This window comes from Aeromicrobium sp. (genome assembly GCF_050700635.1).
GTDB lineage: Bacteria > Actinomycetota > Actinomycetes > Propionibacteriales > Nocardioidaceae > Aeromicrobium.
Genome location: NZ_JBOHDT010000094.1, coordinates 23438 through 40083 on the forward strand (window position 1 = coordinate 23438; position 16646 = coordinate 40083).

Consider the following 16646-nt stretch of genomic DNA (forward strand, 5'->3'; position numbering starts at 1 on the left):
CATGAAGCGCATGGGAATCGCGCACTGGATCGGCTTCGTCGCCATCCTCATCTGGTGTCTTCTGCCGGTCGTCTGGATGATCTCCCTGTCGTTCAAGCCGGTCGCGGAGACCGCAGCCGGCAGCCCCCAGTTCTTCCCGAAGGAATGGACGCTGGACGTGTACAAGGAAGTCCTGAACAACCCCGACTTCCTGCTGGCCCTGCGCAACTCATTCGGGATCTCGATCATCGCCACAGTCCTGTCGGTCATCATCGCGACGCTCTGCGCGTACGCGATCGCCCGGCTCGACTTCAGCGGCAAGCGCATGGTGCTCACGATCGCGCTGGCGATCGCGATGTTCCCGGTGGTCTCGCTCGTGGGGCCGCTGTTCGACCAATGGCGCTTCCTCGGCCTGTTCGACACGTGGCTCGGGCTGATCATCCCCTACATGTCGTTCACGCTGCCCCTGGCGATCTGGACCCTGTCCGCGTTCTTCCGCGAGATCCCGTGGGAGATGGAGCAGGCCGCGCAGGTCGACGGTGCCACCGCCTGGCAGGCGTTCCGCAAGGTCATCGTCCCGCTGGCGGCGCCGGGTGTGTTCACGGCGGCGATCCTGACCTTCTTCTTCGCCTGGAACGACTTCGTGTTCGGCATATCGCTCACGTCCACAACAGCGGCGAGACCGGTGACGGCGCAGATGGCGTTCTTCGTCGGGCCCGACCAGTTCAACCCGCCGGTGTCCACACTGGCGGCAGCGGCGGTCATGGTCACCGTGCCGATCGTCATCCTCGTCCTTTTCTTCCAGCGCAAGATCGTTGCCGGCCTGACCTCCGGCGCAGTGAAGGGTTGATCCCATGGCAGCCATCGAGATGAAGAACATCGTCAAGCAGTACGGAGACGGCTTCCCGGCAGTCAACGACGTCAGCATCGACGTCGCCGACGGGGAGTTCATGATCCTCGTCGGACCGTCCGGGTGCGGCAAATCGACGTTGCTCAGGATGATCGTCGGCCTGGAGGACATCACCTCCGGCGACATGGTGGTCGGCGGTGACCGGGTCAACGACCTCGCACCGCGCGACCGCAACCTGTCCATGGTCTTCCAGAACTACGCCCTCTACCCGCATCTCACCGTCTACGAGAACATCGCCTTCCCGCTGCGACTGGCCGGGAAGGACCAGAAGGAGATCGACGAGAAGGTCCGCGAGGCGAGCAAGACGCTGGATCTCGACGAGCACCTCGATCGCAGACCGGCCAACCTGTCAGGCGGTCAGCGGCAACGCGTGGCGATGGGGCGAGCGATCGTCCGCGATGCCAGGGCATTCCTGTTCGACGAGCCGTTGTCGAACCTCGACGCCAAACTGCGCGGGCAGATGCGCGCCGAGATCTCCCGGCTGCAGAAGCGTCTCGGCATCACCACGGTCTACGTCACCCACGACCAGACCGAGGCGATGACCCTGGGCGACCGGGTCGCCGTGTTGAAGCGAGGCATTCTGCAGCAGCTCGCGACACCCAAGGAGCTGTACGAGCAGCCCGTCAACCTGTTCGTGGCAGGCTTCATCGGTTCACCGCCGATGAACTTCCTCCCGGCGACCGTCGAGGGCAACGACATGAGCCTGCCGTTCGGCACGTTCAAGATCCCCGACGCCAAGGCGGAGAAGACCGCGGGGAAGGGTCTCCTCATGGCCGGTATCCGGCCCGAGCACTTCGAGGACGTCACGATGCTTGAGGAGGGCCGGGCCCAGTCCAACCAGTTCGAGGCCCAGGTCGACGTCCGGGAGTGGCTGGGCGACCAGCAGTTCGCGTACATCCCCTACGAGGCGGAGCAGAAGGTCCAGGATCAGCTCAAGGAACTGGCGAAGGAGGTCGACAGCGAGTCGCTGCGCACCCAGCTCGTGGTCTCGCTGGACTCCGCCAGCGAGATCCAGGAGGGCCAGACTGCCACCTTGTTCATCAACACCGAGAGGATGCACTTCTTCGATCCGTCGACCGGCGAGAACCTCACCGTCGGGCTCTAGGCGTCCTCCGCTGCCCATCGGGCCTTGTCAGCCTCGATCTTGCGGCCGAGCAGGTAGGCGAGCGCCCACAGCCCGGCGAACATCGCGCCGACGAAGAACATCACCGGCACGAGGAAGCCGAGACAGATCGCGCCCACCTGCAGCAGGTGACCGGCCGTGTACGCCCACGGACGACGAAGCAGGCCGGCGGTGAGCACGCACAGCACCGCCAGCCCGAGACCCAGGCCAAGCGCGAGCGGGGGGTCGACGTTCTCGACCGAGATCATCACCGGCACGCTCAGGGCGAGGATGATCGCCTCGAGCGTCAGCATCGCCGCGCACATGGCTCTCATGTCGGCTCTCCCCCGAACAACATCCGGGCCTCGCCGACCGTGATCACCGAACCGGTCACGAGCACGCCGCCACTGCCGATGGCCTCCTCGTAACCCTCGCTGCTGTCGGCGAGCGCGATGGCCCGCTCGATCGCATCGTCGAGGCGCCGGACGACGGTGACCCGCTCGGCGCCGAACACGTCCTCGGCGATCTCACCCAGCTCGGCGGCCGGCATCGAGCGGGGCGTGCTGTTCTGCGTGCAGATGATCTCGGCGAGCACCGGCTCGAGGAGTCGGACGATCTCGTCGACGTCCTTGTCGGCCATGATGCCGACCACACCGATGAGAGGGCTGAAGCTGAAGGCGTCCTGCACGGACTCGAGCGCCGCCTGGATGCCGTGCGGGTTGTGGGCCGCGTCGAGCAGCACCGTGGGGCTGCGCCGGACCACCTCGAGGCGACCCGGTGACGAGACGTCGGCGAACGCCTCGCGCACGAGGTTTGCGTCGAGCTTGTGCGAGCCGGTGAACGCCTCGACGGCCGCCAGCGCGTAGGCGGCGTTGCGTGCCTGGTGCCCGCCATGCAGCGGCAGAAAGATCTCGTCGTAGCGTCCGGCCACGCCCTGCAGATCCACCTGCTGGCCACCCAACGCCGTCAGGCGTTCTGAGACACCGAAGTCGATTCCTTCACGCAACACCGTGGCGCCGACGTTGACCGCGCGGTGCATGATCACGTCGAGAACGTCCGGCTCCTGCTCGGCCAGCACGAGATGAGCGCCGGGCTTGATGATTCCGGCCTTCTCGGCTGCGATCGCCTCGGCGCGGTCGCCGAGGTACTCCGCGTGGTCGACGGCGATCGGGGTGACGACGGCGACCTTCCCGTCGACGACGTTCGTGGCGTCCCACGAGCCGCCCATGCCGACCTCGACGACAGCCGCGTCGACGGGCGCGTCCGCGAAGGCCGCAAACGCCATGGCGACCATCGTCTCGAAGAACGACAGCGGGTGGGGCTGGCTGTCGTCGACGATCTGCGCGTACGCCGCCACGTCCGCGAACGCGTCGACGAAGTCGTCCTCGGACAGCGGTTGGCCGTCGAGGCAGATGCGTTCGGTCATCGACTGGAGGTGCGGGCTCGTGAATCGCCCAGTGCGCAGTTCCAGGGCACGGAGCAGGGCGTCGATCATGCGGGCCGTCGACGTCTTGCCGTTCGTGCCGGTGAGATGCACCACCGGGTACGCGTTCTGCGGGTCTCCGAGCAGGCGACACAGGGCGGCGATGCGGTCGAGGGACGGTTCGAGCTTCGTCTCGGGCCACCGGCCGAGCAAAGCCCGCTCGACCTCGGCAAACGTGGGATTCATTGCGGTCAGTATCGCAGCGCCTCCGCGAGGTCGGTGCACGCGGCGGTCGGCACCGCGAGGCTCTCGCCTTGGAGTGCGTCGCGCGCTCGGTCTTGTCCGAGGTTCCACTCCAGCCAGTCGTCGTCGCTGCTCGAGACCTCCGGCAACGCGCAGAAGCGCAGGTCGGCGGGCAGCCGCAACAGCTCCGGGACCGCGTCGGCGGACAACCCGCTCAGGTGGTCGAGATCGACCTTGCCAGTCGTCTCGAAACGGTCGATGTTGTGCCGGGCGATCCAGGCGTCTGGGTTGAGCACGGCGAGCGCGGCCAACGCGGCGGCGCCCGCGAACAGCGCCGCCCGCGGCACCCAACGACCGTCGAGGCGCCATCCCGCGATCAGCACGGCGACCACAACGAGCCCCAGCCAGCCCTCGAACACGTCGACCAGCAGGCGCAGCTCGGTGAAGCCATAGGCGTCCTGGTAGAGGCTCATCCGGTAGAGGGCCGAGGCGACCACGGCGAGGGTCATCCCGCACAGGGCCCCGAGTGAGACCCGCAGGGCGACCCGGTCTGCGCGTTCCGTGCGGGCTGCCTTGCGGGATGCCGCCCAGACGACGAGCAGCGTGAGCGCGGTCGCGACCGTCAACTGGCCGAACCCCTGGTGGACATACTCGGCATAGGTCAGGCCGGTCGTGCGCTCGAAGTAGTCGCGGCCACCGAAGAAGACGGCGGCCTGCGCGACCAGGAACAGCGCGAAAACGGCATCGACCAGCAATACCGGTGCCAGCCACTCGTAGCGGTGCCGTACGGGTGGCGACGCGGCAAGGTCGGCGGCCCCGGTGCGAGGCGGGTTGAGGGCGAGGTAGGCCCCGGCCAGCACGAGACCGAAGACGGCTGCGGTCACGAAAACGCGCAGCACAAAGGTGTCGAACGTCCAGTCGGGAATGAGCGCATCCAGCCACGACGCGACGAGGGCGTCGGCGGATGCGAACAACAGGCCGAAGACGACCACCGCGAGCACCGACCACACCATGGTGCGGAGCAACGCGGGACCAATGCCCCGACCGGCCAGCCCCTGCAGCGTCCGGCCGAGCCAGGGCAGACCGCGCAGGGAAGCCAGCGGCCAGCCGACCCATGCCAGCACGAACGACGGTGCGCTGCGCCCCCGCGTCACCCCGACCAGGGCGAGGGCCCCACCCGCCAGCCAGCAGAGGGTGGCGATCCAGTCAGCGTCCAGCAGCAGCACGGGCAGGCACAGCACCGTGCAGCCGATGAGGCAGGCGAGCGTGAAGGGATCACGCCGGTGGCGTGCGGCGTACGCCAGCGTCGCGGTCGCAGCCACTAGCACCAGGAACAACGCCAGGCCAGGCTCCCGGAACGGGAGCACGACGCCCGCCAGGACGCCTACGGCGATCGCGGCGCCCAGCAGGTCGCGCCGTCCGGGGACGTTGTCGTCGGGCCAGAAGGTGCCGAAGATCGGGGTCATGAGTGGCTGCGGTGCCACCGTCGTCGGTGCGGGAGCAGACTGCTCGCTGGGCGATGCGGTCACGGACACCGTGGTGCCTCCTGGTGGTGGCGGGCGGTCGGTGGTCAGGGGCGTCGCGGCGTCGGCGCGCAGCGGCAGGTCGACCACGACCCTGGCGCCGACCGACCCGGGCTCGGGGTCGATGAACCGGATCGATCCGCCGTGCAGCTCGGCCACCCAGCGTGCGATGGCCAGGCCGAGACCGGTGCCTCCCCCTGTGACGGAACCTTCGGGTTCGATGAGGGTGCCGAAGCGCTCGAAGACGCGCTCGCGGTCGTCGGCCTGCACGCCAGGTCCGGAGTCGGTCACCTCGAGCGACCACGTGCTCTCACCGGCGGAGGCCGCCACGGTCACCACGCCACCCGCTGGGCTGTGCCGGGCGGCATTGTCGAGCAGGTTGGTCATGAGCTGGCGCAGTCGCGCTGGGTCGGCCCGCACGATGAGCTTGCCGGGGGCCGATACGGCGTACGTGACGCCCCGGATGTGCGGAGCACCGGTGTCGACGAGGTCGTCGAGAAAGGCGGCGACGTCGATGTCCGCGAGCCGCAGAGTTGCAACTCCTGCGTCGACGCGCGACAGGTCGAGGAGATCGTCGATGAGGCCGCCGAGCCGGCGGGCCTCGTCGAGCACCCCGGTCAGGGTGTCCTCGTCGGGCTCCTCGACGCCGTCGGCAAGGTTCTCCAGACGCGCGGTGAGCGCAGCCACCGGGGTCCGCAGCTCGTGCGACACGGTCGCGACCAGCTCCCTGCGCTCCGCATCGACGTGGCCGAGGTCGGCGGCCATCTGGTTGAAGGTGCGGGCCAGCTCACCGACCTCGTCGCCCGCGGATGCGTCGACGCGGCCCGAGTAGTCACCCTGCGCCATCCGGCGCGCCACCTCGGTCATCTGGCGCAACGGGCTCGTCATGCCAGCCGCGAGGAGCTGGGTCACGCCGAGTGCGACAGCAATCGTCACCGGCAGGGCCAACCACGGGGTCACGCCCCCGGCCGAGCCGAGCGTCCCGACGATCGCGGCGACGACCACGCTCGCGGCGACCAAGAGCCCGAGCTTCACCTTGATCGAGGTGACCCGGACCAGCGGCTCGGCGGTCATGGCGTCTCCAGGGCGTAGCCGACGCCGTGGACCGTACGGACACGCTCGGCACCGAGCTTGGCCCGCAGCGCCTTGACGTGGCTGTCGACCGTGCGGGTGCCAGACGCGTCGGGCCAGTCCCACACCTCGGCCAGCAGCCGCTCGCGGGTCAGCACCTGGCCGGGCTCTCCGGCGAGACAGACGAGCAGGTCGAACTCCGTCGGCGTCAGGTGCACCTCGGCGCCCGCCACGTCGACCCGGCGGGTGCCGGTGTCGACCCGCAGATCGCCGAGAGAGAGCACGTCGGCCGGCTGGGCCGCGAGCACCCCGGCCCGCTCCACCCGCCGCAGCAGCGCGGCGATCCGCGCCACCAGCTCCCGCATCCCGAACGGTTTGGTGAGGTAGTCGTCGGCGCCCACCGCGAGACCGGCCAAGATGTCGGACTCGTCGTCGCGCGCGGTCAGCATCAGCACCGGAACCGGGCGGGTGGCCTGCACACGGCGGCACACCTCCAACCCGTCGTAGCCGGGCAGCATGACGTCGAGGACCAGCACGTCGGGCCGGCCGTCGGTGGCCGCCGCCACGGCCGTGGGTCCGTCCCACGCCTGAGTGACGTCGTACCCTTCGGCGTCGAGGCGGCGCGCGACCGCGTCGTTGATGACCGGGTCGTCCTCGACCACGAGCACTCGGCGGCGGGCACTCGGCGGAAGGTCTGGCGACGGTTCGCTCACATGACGAGCCTAGAAGCGCGGACGGGCAGGAACCCGGGGCGACTCGTGAAGGTTGTGTGGAGATCGCAGCCGCTCAACGTGGGAATGCTGCGGGGGCGCTCAGGGTTGTCACCGATATCGGTCTGTCAGTGACCCACGCCATGATGGAATTCCAAAGAAGGAACGGCCCGAAGGACTCTCATGACTCGACACTTTGCCGGTTGGGTGACGCACCACTGGACCAAATGGGTGGTCCTCGCCATAGCCATCATCATGCTCGTCGTCTTCGGCTCGTTGGCCGGCAAGCTGACGGGCGCCCAGGAGAACGACACCAGTGCCTGGTTGCCTGGCGACGCCGAGTCCACCCAGGTCATCGAGGAGTCGCGCGCCTTCACCGATCCGGAGGCCGCCCCGGCCGTGATCCTGTACGAGCGCGAGTCCGGCATCACCCCGGCCGACTCTGAGCAGGTCGCCGCCGACGTCAGATCGTTCAAGGGTATGGATGAGGTCTCCGGCGAGGTCTTCGGCCCCGTTCCGTCCGACGACGGTCAAGCCCTGCAGGTCCTCGTCCCTCTCGACGTCGGCGATGGCTGGGAGGTCCTTCCGGACCTGATCGACGAGCTCGAGCAGATCGCGAACGACGGCAACGGCGGGCTCGAGGTGAGCATGGCCGGACCGGCCGCGCTCGGAGCCGACCAGGCCGACGTATTCTCCGGTGTCGACGGCATCCTGCTGATCGCGGCGGTGGGCGTGGTCGTGGTGATGCTGCTGATCACCTACCGCAGCCCGATTCTCTGGATCATCCCGCTGCTGTGCGGTGGAGCAAGTCTCGCCATCTCCCAAGGCATCGTCTACCTGCTGGCGACGGAGGCCGGCCTCACCGTGAATGCCCAGAGCGCCAGCATCCTCACAGTGCTCGTCTTCGGCGCCGGAACCGACTACGCGCTGCTGCTCATCGCCCGGTATCGCGAGGAGCTCCGGCGCGTCGATGATCGCCACGTCGCGATGGGGCACGCGCTGCACCGCGCCGGCCCGGCCATCATCGCCAGCGGCGCGACCGTCGTCGTCGGCCTGTTGTGCCTGGTGTTCGCGCAGATGAACTCCACCAGCAGCATGGGGCCGGTGGCCGCCGCGGGCATCGTCGTCGCGCTGCTGGTCATGCTCACCCTGCTCCCGGCGCTGCTCGTCATCGTGGGGCGATGGGCGTTCTGGCCGTTGGTGCCGCACTTCGGTGATCCCGAGCCCAACAAAAGAGGTTTCTGGGCCCGGGTCGGCCGTCGCATCGCCAAGGCGCCACGCGCCACCTGGCTGGTCACCACGGTCATGCTGGCGTTCTTCACGCTCGGAGCCTTTCAGCTCGACGCGGATGGGCTCACCAATGAGGAGCTCTTCATCACCGACCAGCCGTCCGTGGCGGCAGAGAAGCGGGTGGCCCAGCACTACCCCGGCGGCGCCGGCAGTCCGGTGGTGGTGATCGCGCCGTCGGAGTCCGCGCAAGAGGTGAGCACCGAGTTCGGCAACGTGCAGGGTATTGCTCCCGACACCGTGAAGATCATGGGCCAGAACGACGGCATCACCTACATGGAGGGCACACTCGCGGCGCCTCCGGACTCCCCCGCGGCATTCGACACGATCGACCGTGTTCGCGACGCCGTGCATGACATCGGCAGGGTGCAGCCCATCGTGGGAGGCGCCACCGCCGTCAACCACGACATCCAGGACGCCTCGGCAGCCGACAACCGCCTGATCATCCCGATCATCCTGGTCGCGGTCCTCCTGATCCTCGCCGTGCTGCTTCGAGCGCTGGTCGCTCCGTTGATCTTGTTGGCCACCGTGGTGCTGTCCTTCGGCGCGGCGGTCGGCATCAGCGGGTTCGTCTTCACGAACATCTTCGGATTCGCCGGGGCCGACTCGTCCTTCCCGCTGTTCGCCTTCGTGTTCCTGGTGGCGCTGGGCATCGACTACAACATCTTCCTGATGACCCGCGTTCGTGAGGAGGCGCTGAAGGTGGGCACGCGTCGGGGCGCGCTGATCGGGCTCAGCGCGACCGGAGGGGTCATCACGTCGGCCGGACTCGTGCTCGCCGGCACGTTCGCCGCCCTCGGGACGCTTCCCATGGTGTTCATCGCCGAGCTCGGGTTCGCCGTCGCCGTCGGCGTCCTGCTCGACACGATCATCGTTCGTTCGGTCCTGGTCACCGCACTCAACCTCGACATCGGTCGCCACATGTGGTGGCCGTCGGCCCTCGCTCAGAAGCGGGACGTGGAGACGCCGAGCACCAAGACGCAGATCGAGGAGCCGGTCAGGGTCTGAGTGCGCATCAGCGCCGCTCGGAAGCGGCGATGACCAGCGCGACCCGCGACTCGACGCCGTACTTCTGGAACAGGCGGCCCACGTAGGTCTTCACGGTCTCGACGCCGAGATGGAGCTCTCCCGCCACGGCCTTGTTGGTCAGACCTCGACAGACCAGGGCCAGCACCTCGGACTCGCGGGGGGTCAAGTCGGGAGCAGGCGGCCCGGCGGTTGTCGGACGCGCGGCGAACTCCTCGACCACGCGACGCGTCACCGACGGCGAGAGGTAGGCGTCGCCGGCCGCCACGGCCTGGATGCAACGGCAGAGCTCGTCGACCGGGGTGTTCTTGAGGACGAAGGCATCGGCGCCACCTCGCAGCGCTGCGACGACGTACTCGTCGAGGTCGAAAGTGGTCAGAACCATCAAGCGAGTGCGGCACAGCGGATCGGCTCGGATCTGCTCGATCGCTTCGATCCCGTTGAGACCGGGCATCCGGATGTCGATGAGCGCCACGTCCGGCTGCGTCCGTCGGACGAGATCGACGCCGGCGGTGCCGTCGCCGGCCTCGCCCACCACCTCGATGCCGTCTCGGCCGTCGAGCAGAGCGACCAGTCCAGACCGGATGAGATCCTGATCGTCCACGACGACCACCCGAAGCTCGCTCACGGGTGCGGTACCGCTCGTAGGACCGCTCGCAACCGGAAGCCCGGGCCGTGCGGCTCGGCATCCACCACTCCGCCGAAGGCGTTCACCCGCTCCCGCAGGCCCACGAGGCCCAGACCCTGACGCCGCGGAGTTCCCTTGGTTCCGTGATCTCCGTTCCCACCGTCGTCGACGATCGTCACCACCACCCCGCCATCGTCGTCCGCCACGACGTCGACACTCGCGCGCGCCCCGGGAGCATGCCGCGCGACGTTGGTCAAACCTTCCTGGACGATGCGCAACACCGTGAGCGGCAAGGTCGTGGACTCCCACGTGATCGCGGGGTCCACGTTCAGGTCGACCGGCCCGTGGGCGGCACGGTGCGCCGCCACGACGAGGTCGAGATCGGCCCGACTGGGGGGCGGTCCCCACGGCGCGGGATCGCCGTCCGACCGCAGCGAGACGAGCATCCGTCGAAGGTCGTCCAGGGCTGACGAGCTCGACGACTGCACGGCCGACATCGCCTCCGTCGCCCGCTGGGGATCGCTGGTGGCGAACTTCTGGGCCACGGCTGACTGCACGGCGATGATGCTCAGGGTGTGCGTCACCACGTCGTGCATCTCCCGGGCGATTCTCAGTCGTTCCGAGTGCACGGCCCGCTCCGCCTCGACCGCTCGCTGCCGTTCGAGCTCGATGACGCGGGCCCGTTCCTCATCAGTGGCTCGCCGGTGATGCTGAACCACCAGCCCGGCTCCCCACGGCGCGACGTACACGAACACCGTGACGAGCGAGGCCCAGTCGTCGAAGTACGGGCGGGACAGCACGATCAGTCCCACGAGTGAGACCACCACGGCGACGACCGACCCCAGTCCGCGGCGGAACGTGCTGTAGGCACCCACCGAGTACAACGCCACCAGAAGTCCGACTGCGAGAGATCCGGCCTGCCACTCCAGCGCCGTCACGACCACGAACGTGGCGAGGTTGACGACCAGCACAGTCACCGGTGCGTAGCGGCGCCAGATGAGAGCGAGTCCGGCACCGACCGTCAGCGTCACCAGGGCAAGCATGTGCGGCTCGCGGTAGTCGTAGTACGCAGCCGAAGGATCAGGGGTCGTGGTCGTGACGACGTTCAGCACCGCGACGAAAACCCCGACGACGATGTCGATCGACCACGGCGAGCGCACTGCCGAGAGCGCAATCCGCCGGACCTCCGGAGCCTCCATCCGACCAGCATACGAGCGATTTCAGAGCCTGGGATCACTCCGATGGGGGAACCAGAATCGGCGCCGTTGGGGGTACCGCGGGCGCGACCTCTGCGGACACGCTGGGGGTGCCCACGTTCGAGAGAAGGAGCCATGATGACCGTTTCCACTCCTGCCGGCACCGGCGCCCGGAGCGCCGTCGAGCCCGCCGGCCGAGGTCCCGCGCTGGTGATGGCCGGTAGCGCCCTGCTGTTCCTCGGGGCCGCGACCATCTTCGCCTGGAGTCTTAGCCACTGGAGCGACACGCCCCGCGAGGTGGTGGCCAGCCCGGCCGAGGTCATCGGATGTTCCCTGGCGACCATCGGGGCCGTGCTGCTCGTCCTCAACCTTCCGTCCGTGCTGACCGACCTACCGGCGTGGGCCGTCACCACGACCGTCGCCGGTCTGGTCTTCGTCGTCGTCGATGCCTGGGCGAACGGCACGCTCGCTGTGGCCGTGGCACAGGAGGTCGACGAAACCACGTACGAGGCGATCATCACCTCGTGGCTCGCCTTCGTCATGACTGTGCCCAAGATCGTGCTGTGCACGGTCGGTCTGGTCGCAGTCGGAGTGCTCGGGCGGCGGCACCACGCTTTCGGCACGGGGCTGCTCGTCCTTTACGTGCTTGCGGGTGTCTCGGCGATCGTCCCGCCCTTCATGCCGCTCGGCGTGGTCGGGTCGGCTGCCTTCTTCTGCACCGCGCTCCTGAGACGCAGCGAACGGTGACGGATGCCGGGTGACGGAATTGGAGCTCGGCCATCCACCTAGACTGTCGCCTCGTGAACGCAGTCCCCGACAAGCCCATGCTCGAAGGTCTCGAGGCCACCTGGTCGCAGCGCTGGGAGGAGCAGGGAACATACCGGTTCGACCGCACCAAGTCGCGCGAGGAGATCTACTCGATCGACACGCCTCCGCCGACGGTCTCAGGCTCACTGCACGTCGGGCACGTGTTCTCCTACACGCACACCGATCTCATCGCCCGGTACCAGCGGATGCGCGGCCGTGAGGTCTTCTACCCGATGGGCTGGGACGACAACGGCCTGCCCACCGAGCGACGCGTGCAGAACTACTACGGCGTCCGATGCGATCCGACCCTCCCCTACGACCCGGACTTCGCACCACCTGCGAACCCTGATCCGAAGCGGCAGATCTCGATCAGCCGGCGCAACTTCGTCGACCTGTGCAACGAGCTCGTCGTCGAGGACGAGAAGGTCTTCGAGCGACTGTGGCGGACGCTCGGCCTCTCGGTCGACTGGTCGCAGTCGTACACGACGATCGGCGTCGAGGCGCAGACCGTCTCGCAGCGGGCGTTCCTGCGCAACGTCGGCCGCGGCGAGGCGTACCTTCAGGACGCGCCCACCCTGTGGGACGTCACGTACCAGTCCGCGGTGGCCCAGGCCGAGCTCGAGGCCCGCGACTACCCAGGCGCCTACCACCGCGTCTCGTACCACCATGCCAGCGGCCCGGTGTTCGTCGAGACGACCCGTCCCGAGCTCATCGCCGCCTGTGTCGCGCTCATCGCACACCCCGATGACGAGCGCTACCAGCACCTGTTCGGCTCGACCGTCCGTTCGCCGTTGTTCGACGTCGAGGTTCCGGTGTTGGCGCACCACGGCGCCGAGATGGACAAGGGAGCCGGCATCGCGATGTGCTGCACGTTCGGTGACCTCACCGACGTCCAGTGGTGGCGAGAGCTGCAGCTGCCCAACCGCACGATCATCGGTCGCGACGGCCGCATTCTGGCCGACGTCCCCGACTGGATCACCGACGAGGACGGCCGCGCCCGCTACGGCGAGCTGGCCGGCAAGACGACGTTCACTGCACGTGAGATGAGCGCCCAGGCGCTGCGCGACTCCGGCGACCTGCACGGCGATCCGGTGCCGACCCAGCGCGTCGCGAACTTCTACGAGCGTGGTGACAAGCCGCTCGAGATCGTCTCCACCCGACAGTGGTACATCTCCAACGGCGGCCGTGACGGGGACCTGCGAGCCGCGCTCGTCGCACGCGGCGACGACATGACCTGGGTGCCTGGCTACATGCAGTCGCGGTTCACCAACTGGATCGAAGGGCTCAACGGTGACTGGCTGATCTCGCGTCAGCGGTTCTTCGGCATCCCGTTCCCGGTTTGGTACCGAACCGACGACGACGGCGAACCCCAGTACGACGACCCGATTCTCGCCGACGAAGATGCCCTCCCGGTTGACCCCGCATCCGAGACCCCGCCCGGATACGACGAGACGCAGCGCGGCAAGCCGGGTGGGTTCGTCGGCGACCCCGACATTCTCGACACCTGGGCCACGTCGTCGCTCTCGCCGCAGATCGTCTGCGGGTGGGGACGCGACGAGGACCTGTTCTCCCGCACCTACCCGATGGACCTGCGACCCCAGGGCCACGACATCATCCGTACCTGGCTGTTCTCGTCGGTGGTGCGCGCGCACCTCGAGTTCGGTGGCGTCCCCTGGTCGCACAACGCCATCTCCGGCTTCGTGGTCGATCCCGACCGCAAGAAGATGAGCAAGTCAAAAGGCAATGTCGTCGTCCCGGACGAGATCCTCGAGAAGTACGGCGCGGATGCCGTGCGGTGGCGCGCGGCCGGCGCCCGGCCGGGCGCGGACTCCCCGTTCGACGAGACCCAGATGAAGGTCGGCCGACGGCTGACGATGAAAGTGCTCAACGCGAGCAAGTTCGTGCTTGCCTCCGAGGAGCAGTACGGACTCGGCGCCGACGCCGCGCTGCTCGACGCGTCCCTCGTCACCGAGGCCCTGGACCTCGCGATGCTGAGACGTCTGCGCCAGGTGGTCGAGGCGGCCACGAGGCACTTCGACGCGTACGACTACGCGTCCGCCCTCGAGATCACCGAGAAGTTCTTCTGGGACTTCTGCGACGACTACCTCGAGCTCGTGAAGGAGCGGTCTCGACGAGACGACGCCACCGGGACGTCAGCCAAGGCGGCCTTCGTGCTCGCCCTGTCCGTGCAGCTGCGCCTGCTCGCCCCGTTCCTCCCGTACGTCACCGAAGAGGCGTGGGCGTGGTGGCAGGACGGCTCCATCCACCGTGCTGCGTGGCCGGACTCGGAGGTCGACCTTCCGACCGTGCCGCACAACCCGGCCCTCCTGTCGACCGCAGCCGAGGCCCTCGCCGGAATCCGCGGCGCGAAGTCGGTGGCCAAGGTCAGCCAGCGCACCGAGGTCACGTCGGTGTCCGTGCGTGCCTCACAGGAAGCGCTCGACCTGCTGACCCGGGCACTCGACGACGTCAAGGCCGCCGGCCGGGTGGTCGGTGACGTCAACCTGGTGGCCGACGAGACCAGCGACGGTCTCCGCGTCGAGACGACGCTGGCCCCCGACTGATCTCCACGCGCCGGCTGAGCTGGGGGGACCTCCCGCGAGCGCAGCGAGTGGGGGAGCGAAGCGTCAGCCCAGGGCGGCTGTCGCTGCCTCCCGGGCGGCCCGCGGGTCCGTCGCGGCGAGTGCGGCCTCGGCGGCCTTCTCGCATTCCGCCAGCGTGTGGGTGGCCAGCGAGGTGCCGACCGCCGGAGCCGCGGTGCTCGCGGCCGACAGCGAGGTGACACCCAGGCCGGCGAGCACGCATCCCAGCAGCGGATCGGCGGCGGCCTCGCCGCACACGCCCACCGGCTTGCCCGCGTCGCGGCCCGCGCGCGCGACCTGACCGACAAGAGCCAACAGCGCGGGCTGCCACGGATCGGTGAGGTGCGAGAGGTCAGCCGACATGCGGTCGGCGGCCAGCGCGTACTGGCTGAGGTCGTTGGTGCCGATCGACACGAAGTCGACGTGCTTCAGGATCCGGTCGGCCAGCAGAGCGGCCGCCGGGACCTCGATCATGACGCCTGGCGTCAGCCCGCGCTCGCGCGCGCGTGCGGCGAACCACACCGCCTCGCCCTCGGTCGCCACCATCGGCGCCATCACCCAGACGTCGCCCTTCGAGTCCTTGGCCGCCTCGGCGATCGCGTCGAGCTGGCGATCCATCAAACCCTCGTCCCGGAGTCCGAGCCGCATGCCGCGCATGCCGAGGGCCGGGTTGGGCTCGTCCGGCAGCGTGGCGAACGTGAGCGGCTTGTCAGACCCGGCATCGAGGGTGCGGATGACCACCTTGCGCTCCCCCATCGCGTCCAGAACCTCGCGATAGATGGCGGCCTGCTGCTCGACCGTCGGCTCGGTGTCCGAGCTGAGGAAGCACAGCTCAGTGCGGAACAGGCCGACTCCCTGCACATTCGTCTCGGCGGCACGCTGGGCGCCTGGCCCGTCCTGCACGTTGGCGAGGATGTCGACGGCATGCCTGTCGGACGTGGAGCCGGGTCCGGTCCAGGAGCGGGCCGCCTCGGCCGCCGCCTCTGCCGCATCCTGACGTTCCTTGGCCATCTGGGGGTCCGGGTCGAGCACCACCTCACCAGTCGATCCGTCCACGAGCAGGTCGGTGCCGACCTCGACGTCATCGAGACCCGCACAGCCGACGACACATGGGATGCCGAGCTGACGGGAGATGATCGTCGTATGACTCGTGACGCCGCCGAGGGAGGTGGCGATCGCCGAGATCACTGCCGGGTCGAGTCCGGCGGTGTCGGCCGGCGCGAGGTCGTCGGCGCACAGGACACTCGGCACCTCGGGCATCGGAATTCCCGGTTCGGCCTGACCGGTCAGCTCGGCGATCACGCGGTCACGAACGTCGTACAGATCGGTGACGCGCTCGGCCATCAGCCCACCGGCGCTGCGGAACATGTCGCTGAGCTGCTCGACGGCCGCGACGGTCGCCGATGCGAGCCCACTCCCGGAGCCGAGCTGGGCCGAGACCAGGCCGACCAGACCACGGTCGCGAGCGAGGGTGGCCGTAGCCAGGAGAATCTCGGCTGCCGGACCGCTCGCGTTCGAGCCGCGCTGCTCGAGGCGCTGGGCCACGACCTCGGCGGCGGCCTTGAACCGCTCTGCGCCCTCCTCGGCCGAGACCTCGGGCTCGTCGTCAGGCACGGTCGGTCGCGGTGTGGGCCGCACGGCCGGACCGGTGCCGATGCCCGGGACCACTCCGGTCCCCTGCAGGATCGTCATGACTGGAACCTTCCGAATCTGTGACCTAACTCACGAATAGGCTTGACATTACCCACAGCTGGTCGCAAAACTCTAGCGAAGCGGAACAAAAACCACACAAACCCACGCCAGGGGCCCCATGTACGCCGCCGAACGCCAGCAGCTGCTCGCCGAACGACTCCAGGCGGACGGACGCCTGTCGGTCGTCGATCTCGCCGCGGAGCTGGACGTCTCCAGCGAGACCATCCGGCGCGACCTCGCGGTCCTCGAGCGGGACGGCCTCGCCCAGCGCGTCCACGGTGGTGCGGTGGCGTCGCGTGCGCTCACCATCCTCGAGCCGGGCCTGGCGCAGCGCACCACGACCAACGCGGAGCAGAAGGAACGCATCGCCCGCGCCGCGGCCGACCTCCTGCCGGCAGAGCACGGCAGCGTGGTGCTCGACGCCGGCACCACCATCAGCCACCTGGTCGACCAGATCCCGATCGACC

The 16646-nt window shown here is 68.7% G+C and carries 13 protein-coding genes; 6 read left to right on the forward strand and 7 right to left on the reverse strand.

The window, feature by feature from the left end:
- Nucleotide 1 precedes the first annotated feature (1 nt).
- Both ACRDPN_RS07380 and ACRDPN_RS07385 read left to right on the forward strand, forming a co-directional pair.
- Complete coding sequence (locus tag ACRDPN_RS07380; protein ID WP_431446737.1) at nt 2-829, forward strand: carbohydrate ABC transporter permease; 828 nt, start codon at nt 2-4, stop codon at nt 827-829.
- Nucleotides 830-833: 4 nt separating this feature from the next.
- Nucleotides 834-1994, forward strand: a complete 1161-nt coding sequence (locus tag ACRDPN_RS07385; RefSeq protein WP_431446738.1) for an ABC transporter ATP-binding protein — start codon at nt 834-836, stop codon at nt 1992-1994.
- Here the strand turns inward: ACRDPN_RS07385 and ACRDPN_RS07390 are convergent.
- Genes ACRDPN_RS07390 through ACRDPN_RS07405 form a run of 4 tightly spaced genes read right to left on the reverse strand, consistent with a single transcriptional unit; the run spans nt 1991 to nt 6964 of the window.
- Nucleotides 1991-2326, reverse strand: coding sequence for a DUF4233 domain-containing protein (locus ACRDPN_RS07390; RefSeq protein ID WP_431446739.1), 336 nt, complete (start codon nt 2324-2326; stop codon nt 1991-1993). The genes ACRDPN_RS07385 and ACRDPN_RS07390 overlap by 4 nt on opposite strands.
- On the reverse strand, nt 2323-3660 hold the full coding sequence (locus ACRDPN_RS07395) for a bifunctional folylpolyglutamate synthase/dihydrofolate synthase (protein ID WP_431446740.1): 1338 nt from the start codon (nt 3658-3660) through the stop codon (nt 2323-2325). The genes ACRDPN_RS07390 and ACRDPN_RS07395 overlap by 4 nt, the downstream gene beginning before the upstream one ends.
- Before the next feature lie 5 nt (nt 3661-3665).
- Nucleotides 3666-6254, reverse strand: coding sequence for a DUF4153 domain-containing protein (locus tag ACRDPN_RS07400; RefSeq protein ID WP_431446741.1), 2589 nt, complete (start codon nt 6252-6254; stop codon nt 3666-3668).
- Nucleotides 6251-6964 (reverse strand): response regulator transcription factor, encoded by a 714-nt coding sequence (locus tag ACRDPN_RS07405; RefSeq protein WP_431446743.1) that lies wholly within the window; start codon nt 6962-6964, stop codon nt 6251-6253. The genes ACRDPN_RS07400 and ACRDPN_RS07405 overlap by 4 nt, the downstream gene beginning before the upstream one ends.
- 180 nt (nt 6965-7144) lie before the next feature.
- Between ACRDPN_RS07405 and ACRDPN_RS07410 the strand changes: the two genes are divergently transcribed.
- The gene (locus tag ACRDPN_RS07410; RefSeq protein ID WP_431446744.1) at nt 7145-9256 is read left to right on the forward strand and encodes an MMPL family transporter; all 2112 of its coding nucleotides are present in this window, start codon (nt 7145-7147) and stop codon (nt 9254-9256) included.
- 7 nt (nt 9257-9263) lie between these two features.
- On the opposite strand, the gene ACRDPN_RS07415 is transcribed toward ACRDPN_RS07410, so the two are convergent.
- Together ACRDPN_RS07415 and ACRDPN_RS07420 are read right to left on the reverse strand one after the other, a co-directional pair.
- Nucleotides 9264-9902 carry a response regulator gene (locus ACRDPN_RS07415; RefSeq protein ID WP_431446745.1) on the reverse strand — a complete coding sequence of 213 codons (639 nt, stop codon included), beginning with the start codon at nt 9900-9902 and terminating at the stop codon, nt 9264-9266.
- On the reverse strand, nt 9899-11101 hold the full coding sequence (locus tag ACRDPN_RS07420) for a sensor histidine kinase (protein WP_431446746.1): 1203 nt from the start codon (nt 11099-11101) through the stop codon (nt 9899-9901). Before ACRDPN_RS07420 ends, ACRDPN_RS07415 begins: the two co-directional genes overlap by 4 nt.
- Nucleotides 11102-11233: 132 nt before the next feature.
- On the opposite strand from ACRDPN_RS07420, the gene ACRDPN_RS07425 reads away from it, so the two are divergent.
- Nucleotides 11234-11845 carry a hypothetical protein gene (locus ACRDPN_RS07425; RefSeq protein WP_431446747.1) on the forward strand — a complete coding sequence of 204 codons (612 nt, stop codon included), beginning with the start codon at nt 11234-11236 and terminating at the stop codon, nt 11843-11845.
- A gap of 53 nt (nt 11846-11898) precedes the next feature.
- Nucleotides 11899-14469 carry a valine--tRNA ligase gene (valS, locus tag ACRDPN_RS07430; protein WP_431446748.1) on the forward strand — a complete coding sequence of 857 codons (2571 nt, stop codon included), beginning with the start codon at nt 11899-11901 and terminating at the stop codon, nt 14467-14469.
- 63 nt (nt 14470-14532) lie between these two features.
- On the opposite strand, the gene ptsP is transcribed toward valS, so the two are convergent.
- Complete coding sequence (ptsP, locus tag ACRDPN_RS07435) at nt 14533-16179, reverse strand: phosphoenolpyruvate--protein phosphotransferase (RefSeq protein ID WP_431446749.1); 1647 nt, start codon at nt 16177-16179, stop codon at nt 14533-14535.
- A 118-nt stretch (nt 16180-16297) separates the two neighbouring features.
- Here ptsP and ACRDPN_RS07440 point away from each other — a divergent pair.
- A partial coding sequence (locus ACRDPN_RS07440; protein WP_431446751.1) for a DeoR/GlpR family DNA-binding transcription regulator occupies nt 16298-16646 on the forward strand: 349 nt, incomplete at its 3' end.

Excerpts from the sequence above, each read along its gene's own strand:
- ACRDPN_RS07380 (WP_431446737.1), top strand. The coding sequence starts at position 2 with ATGAAGCGCATGGGAATCGCGCACTGGATCGGCTTCGTCGCCATCCTC.
- ACRDPN_RS07385 (WP_431446738.1), top strand. The coding sequence starts at position 834 with ATGGCAGCCATCGAGATGAAGAACATCGTCAAGCAGTACGGAGACGGC.
- ACRDPN_RS07390 (WP_431446739.1), bottom strand. The coding sequence starts at position 2,326 with ATGAGAGCCATGTGCGCGGCGATGCTGACGCTCGAGGCGATCATCCTC.
- ACRDPN_RS07395 (WP_431446740.1), bottom strand. The coding sequence starts at position 3,660 with ATGAATCCCACGTTTGCCGAGGTCGAGCGGGCTTTGCTCGGCCGGTGG.
- ACRDPN_RS07400 (WP_431446741.1), bottom strand. The coding sequence starts at position 6,254 with ATGACCGCCGAGCCGCTGGTCCGGGTCACCTCGATCAAGGTGAAGCTC.
- ACRDPN_RS07410 (WP_431446744.1), top strand. The coding sequence starts at position 7,145 with ATGACTCGACACTTTGCCGGTTGGGTGACGCACCACTGGACCAAATGG.
- ACRDPN_RS07420 (WP_431446746.1), bottom strand. The coding sequence starts at position 11,101 with ATGGAGGCTCCGGAGGTCCGGCGGATTGCGCTCTCGGCAGTGCGCTCG.
- ACRDPN_RS07425 (WP_431446747.1), top strand. The coding sequence starts at position 11,234 with ATGATGACCGTTTCCACTCCTGCCGGCACCGGCGCCCGGAGCGCCGTC.
- ptsP (WP_431446749.1), bottom strand. The coding sequence starts at position 16,179 with ATGACGATCCTGCAGGGGACCGGAGTGGTCCCGGGCATCGGCACCGGT.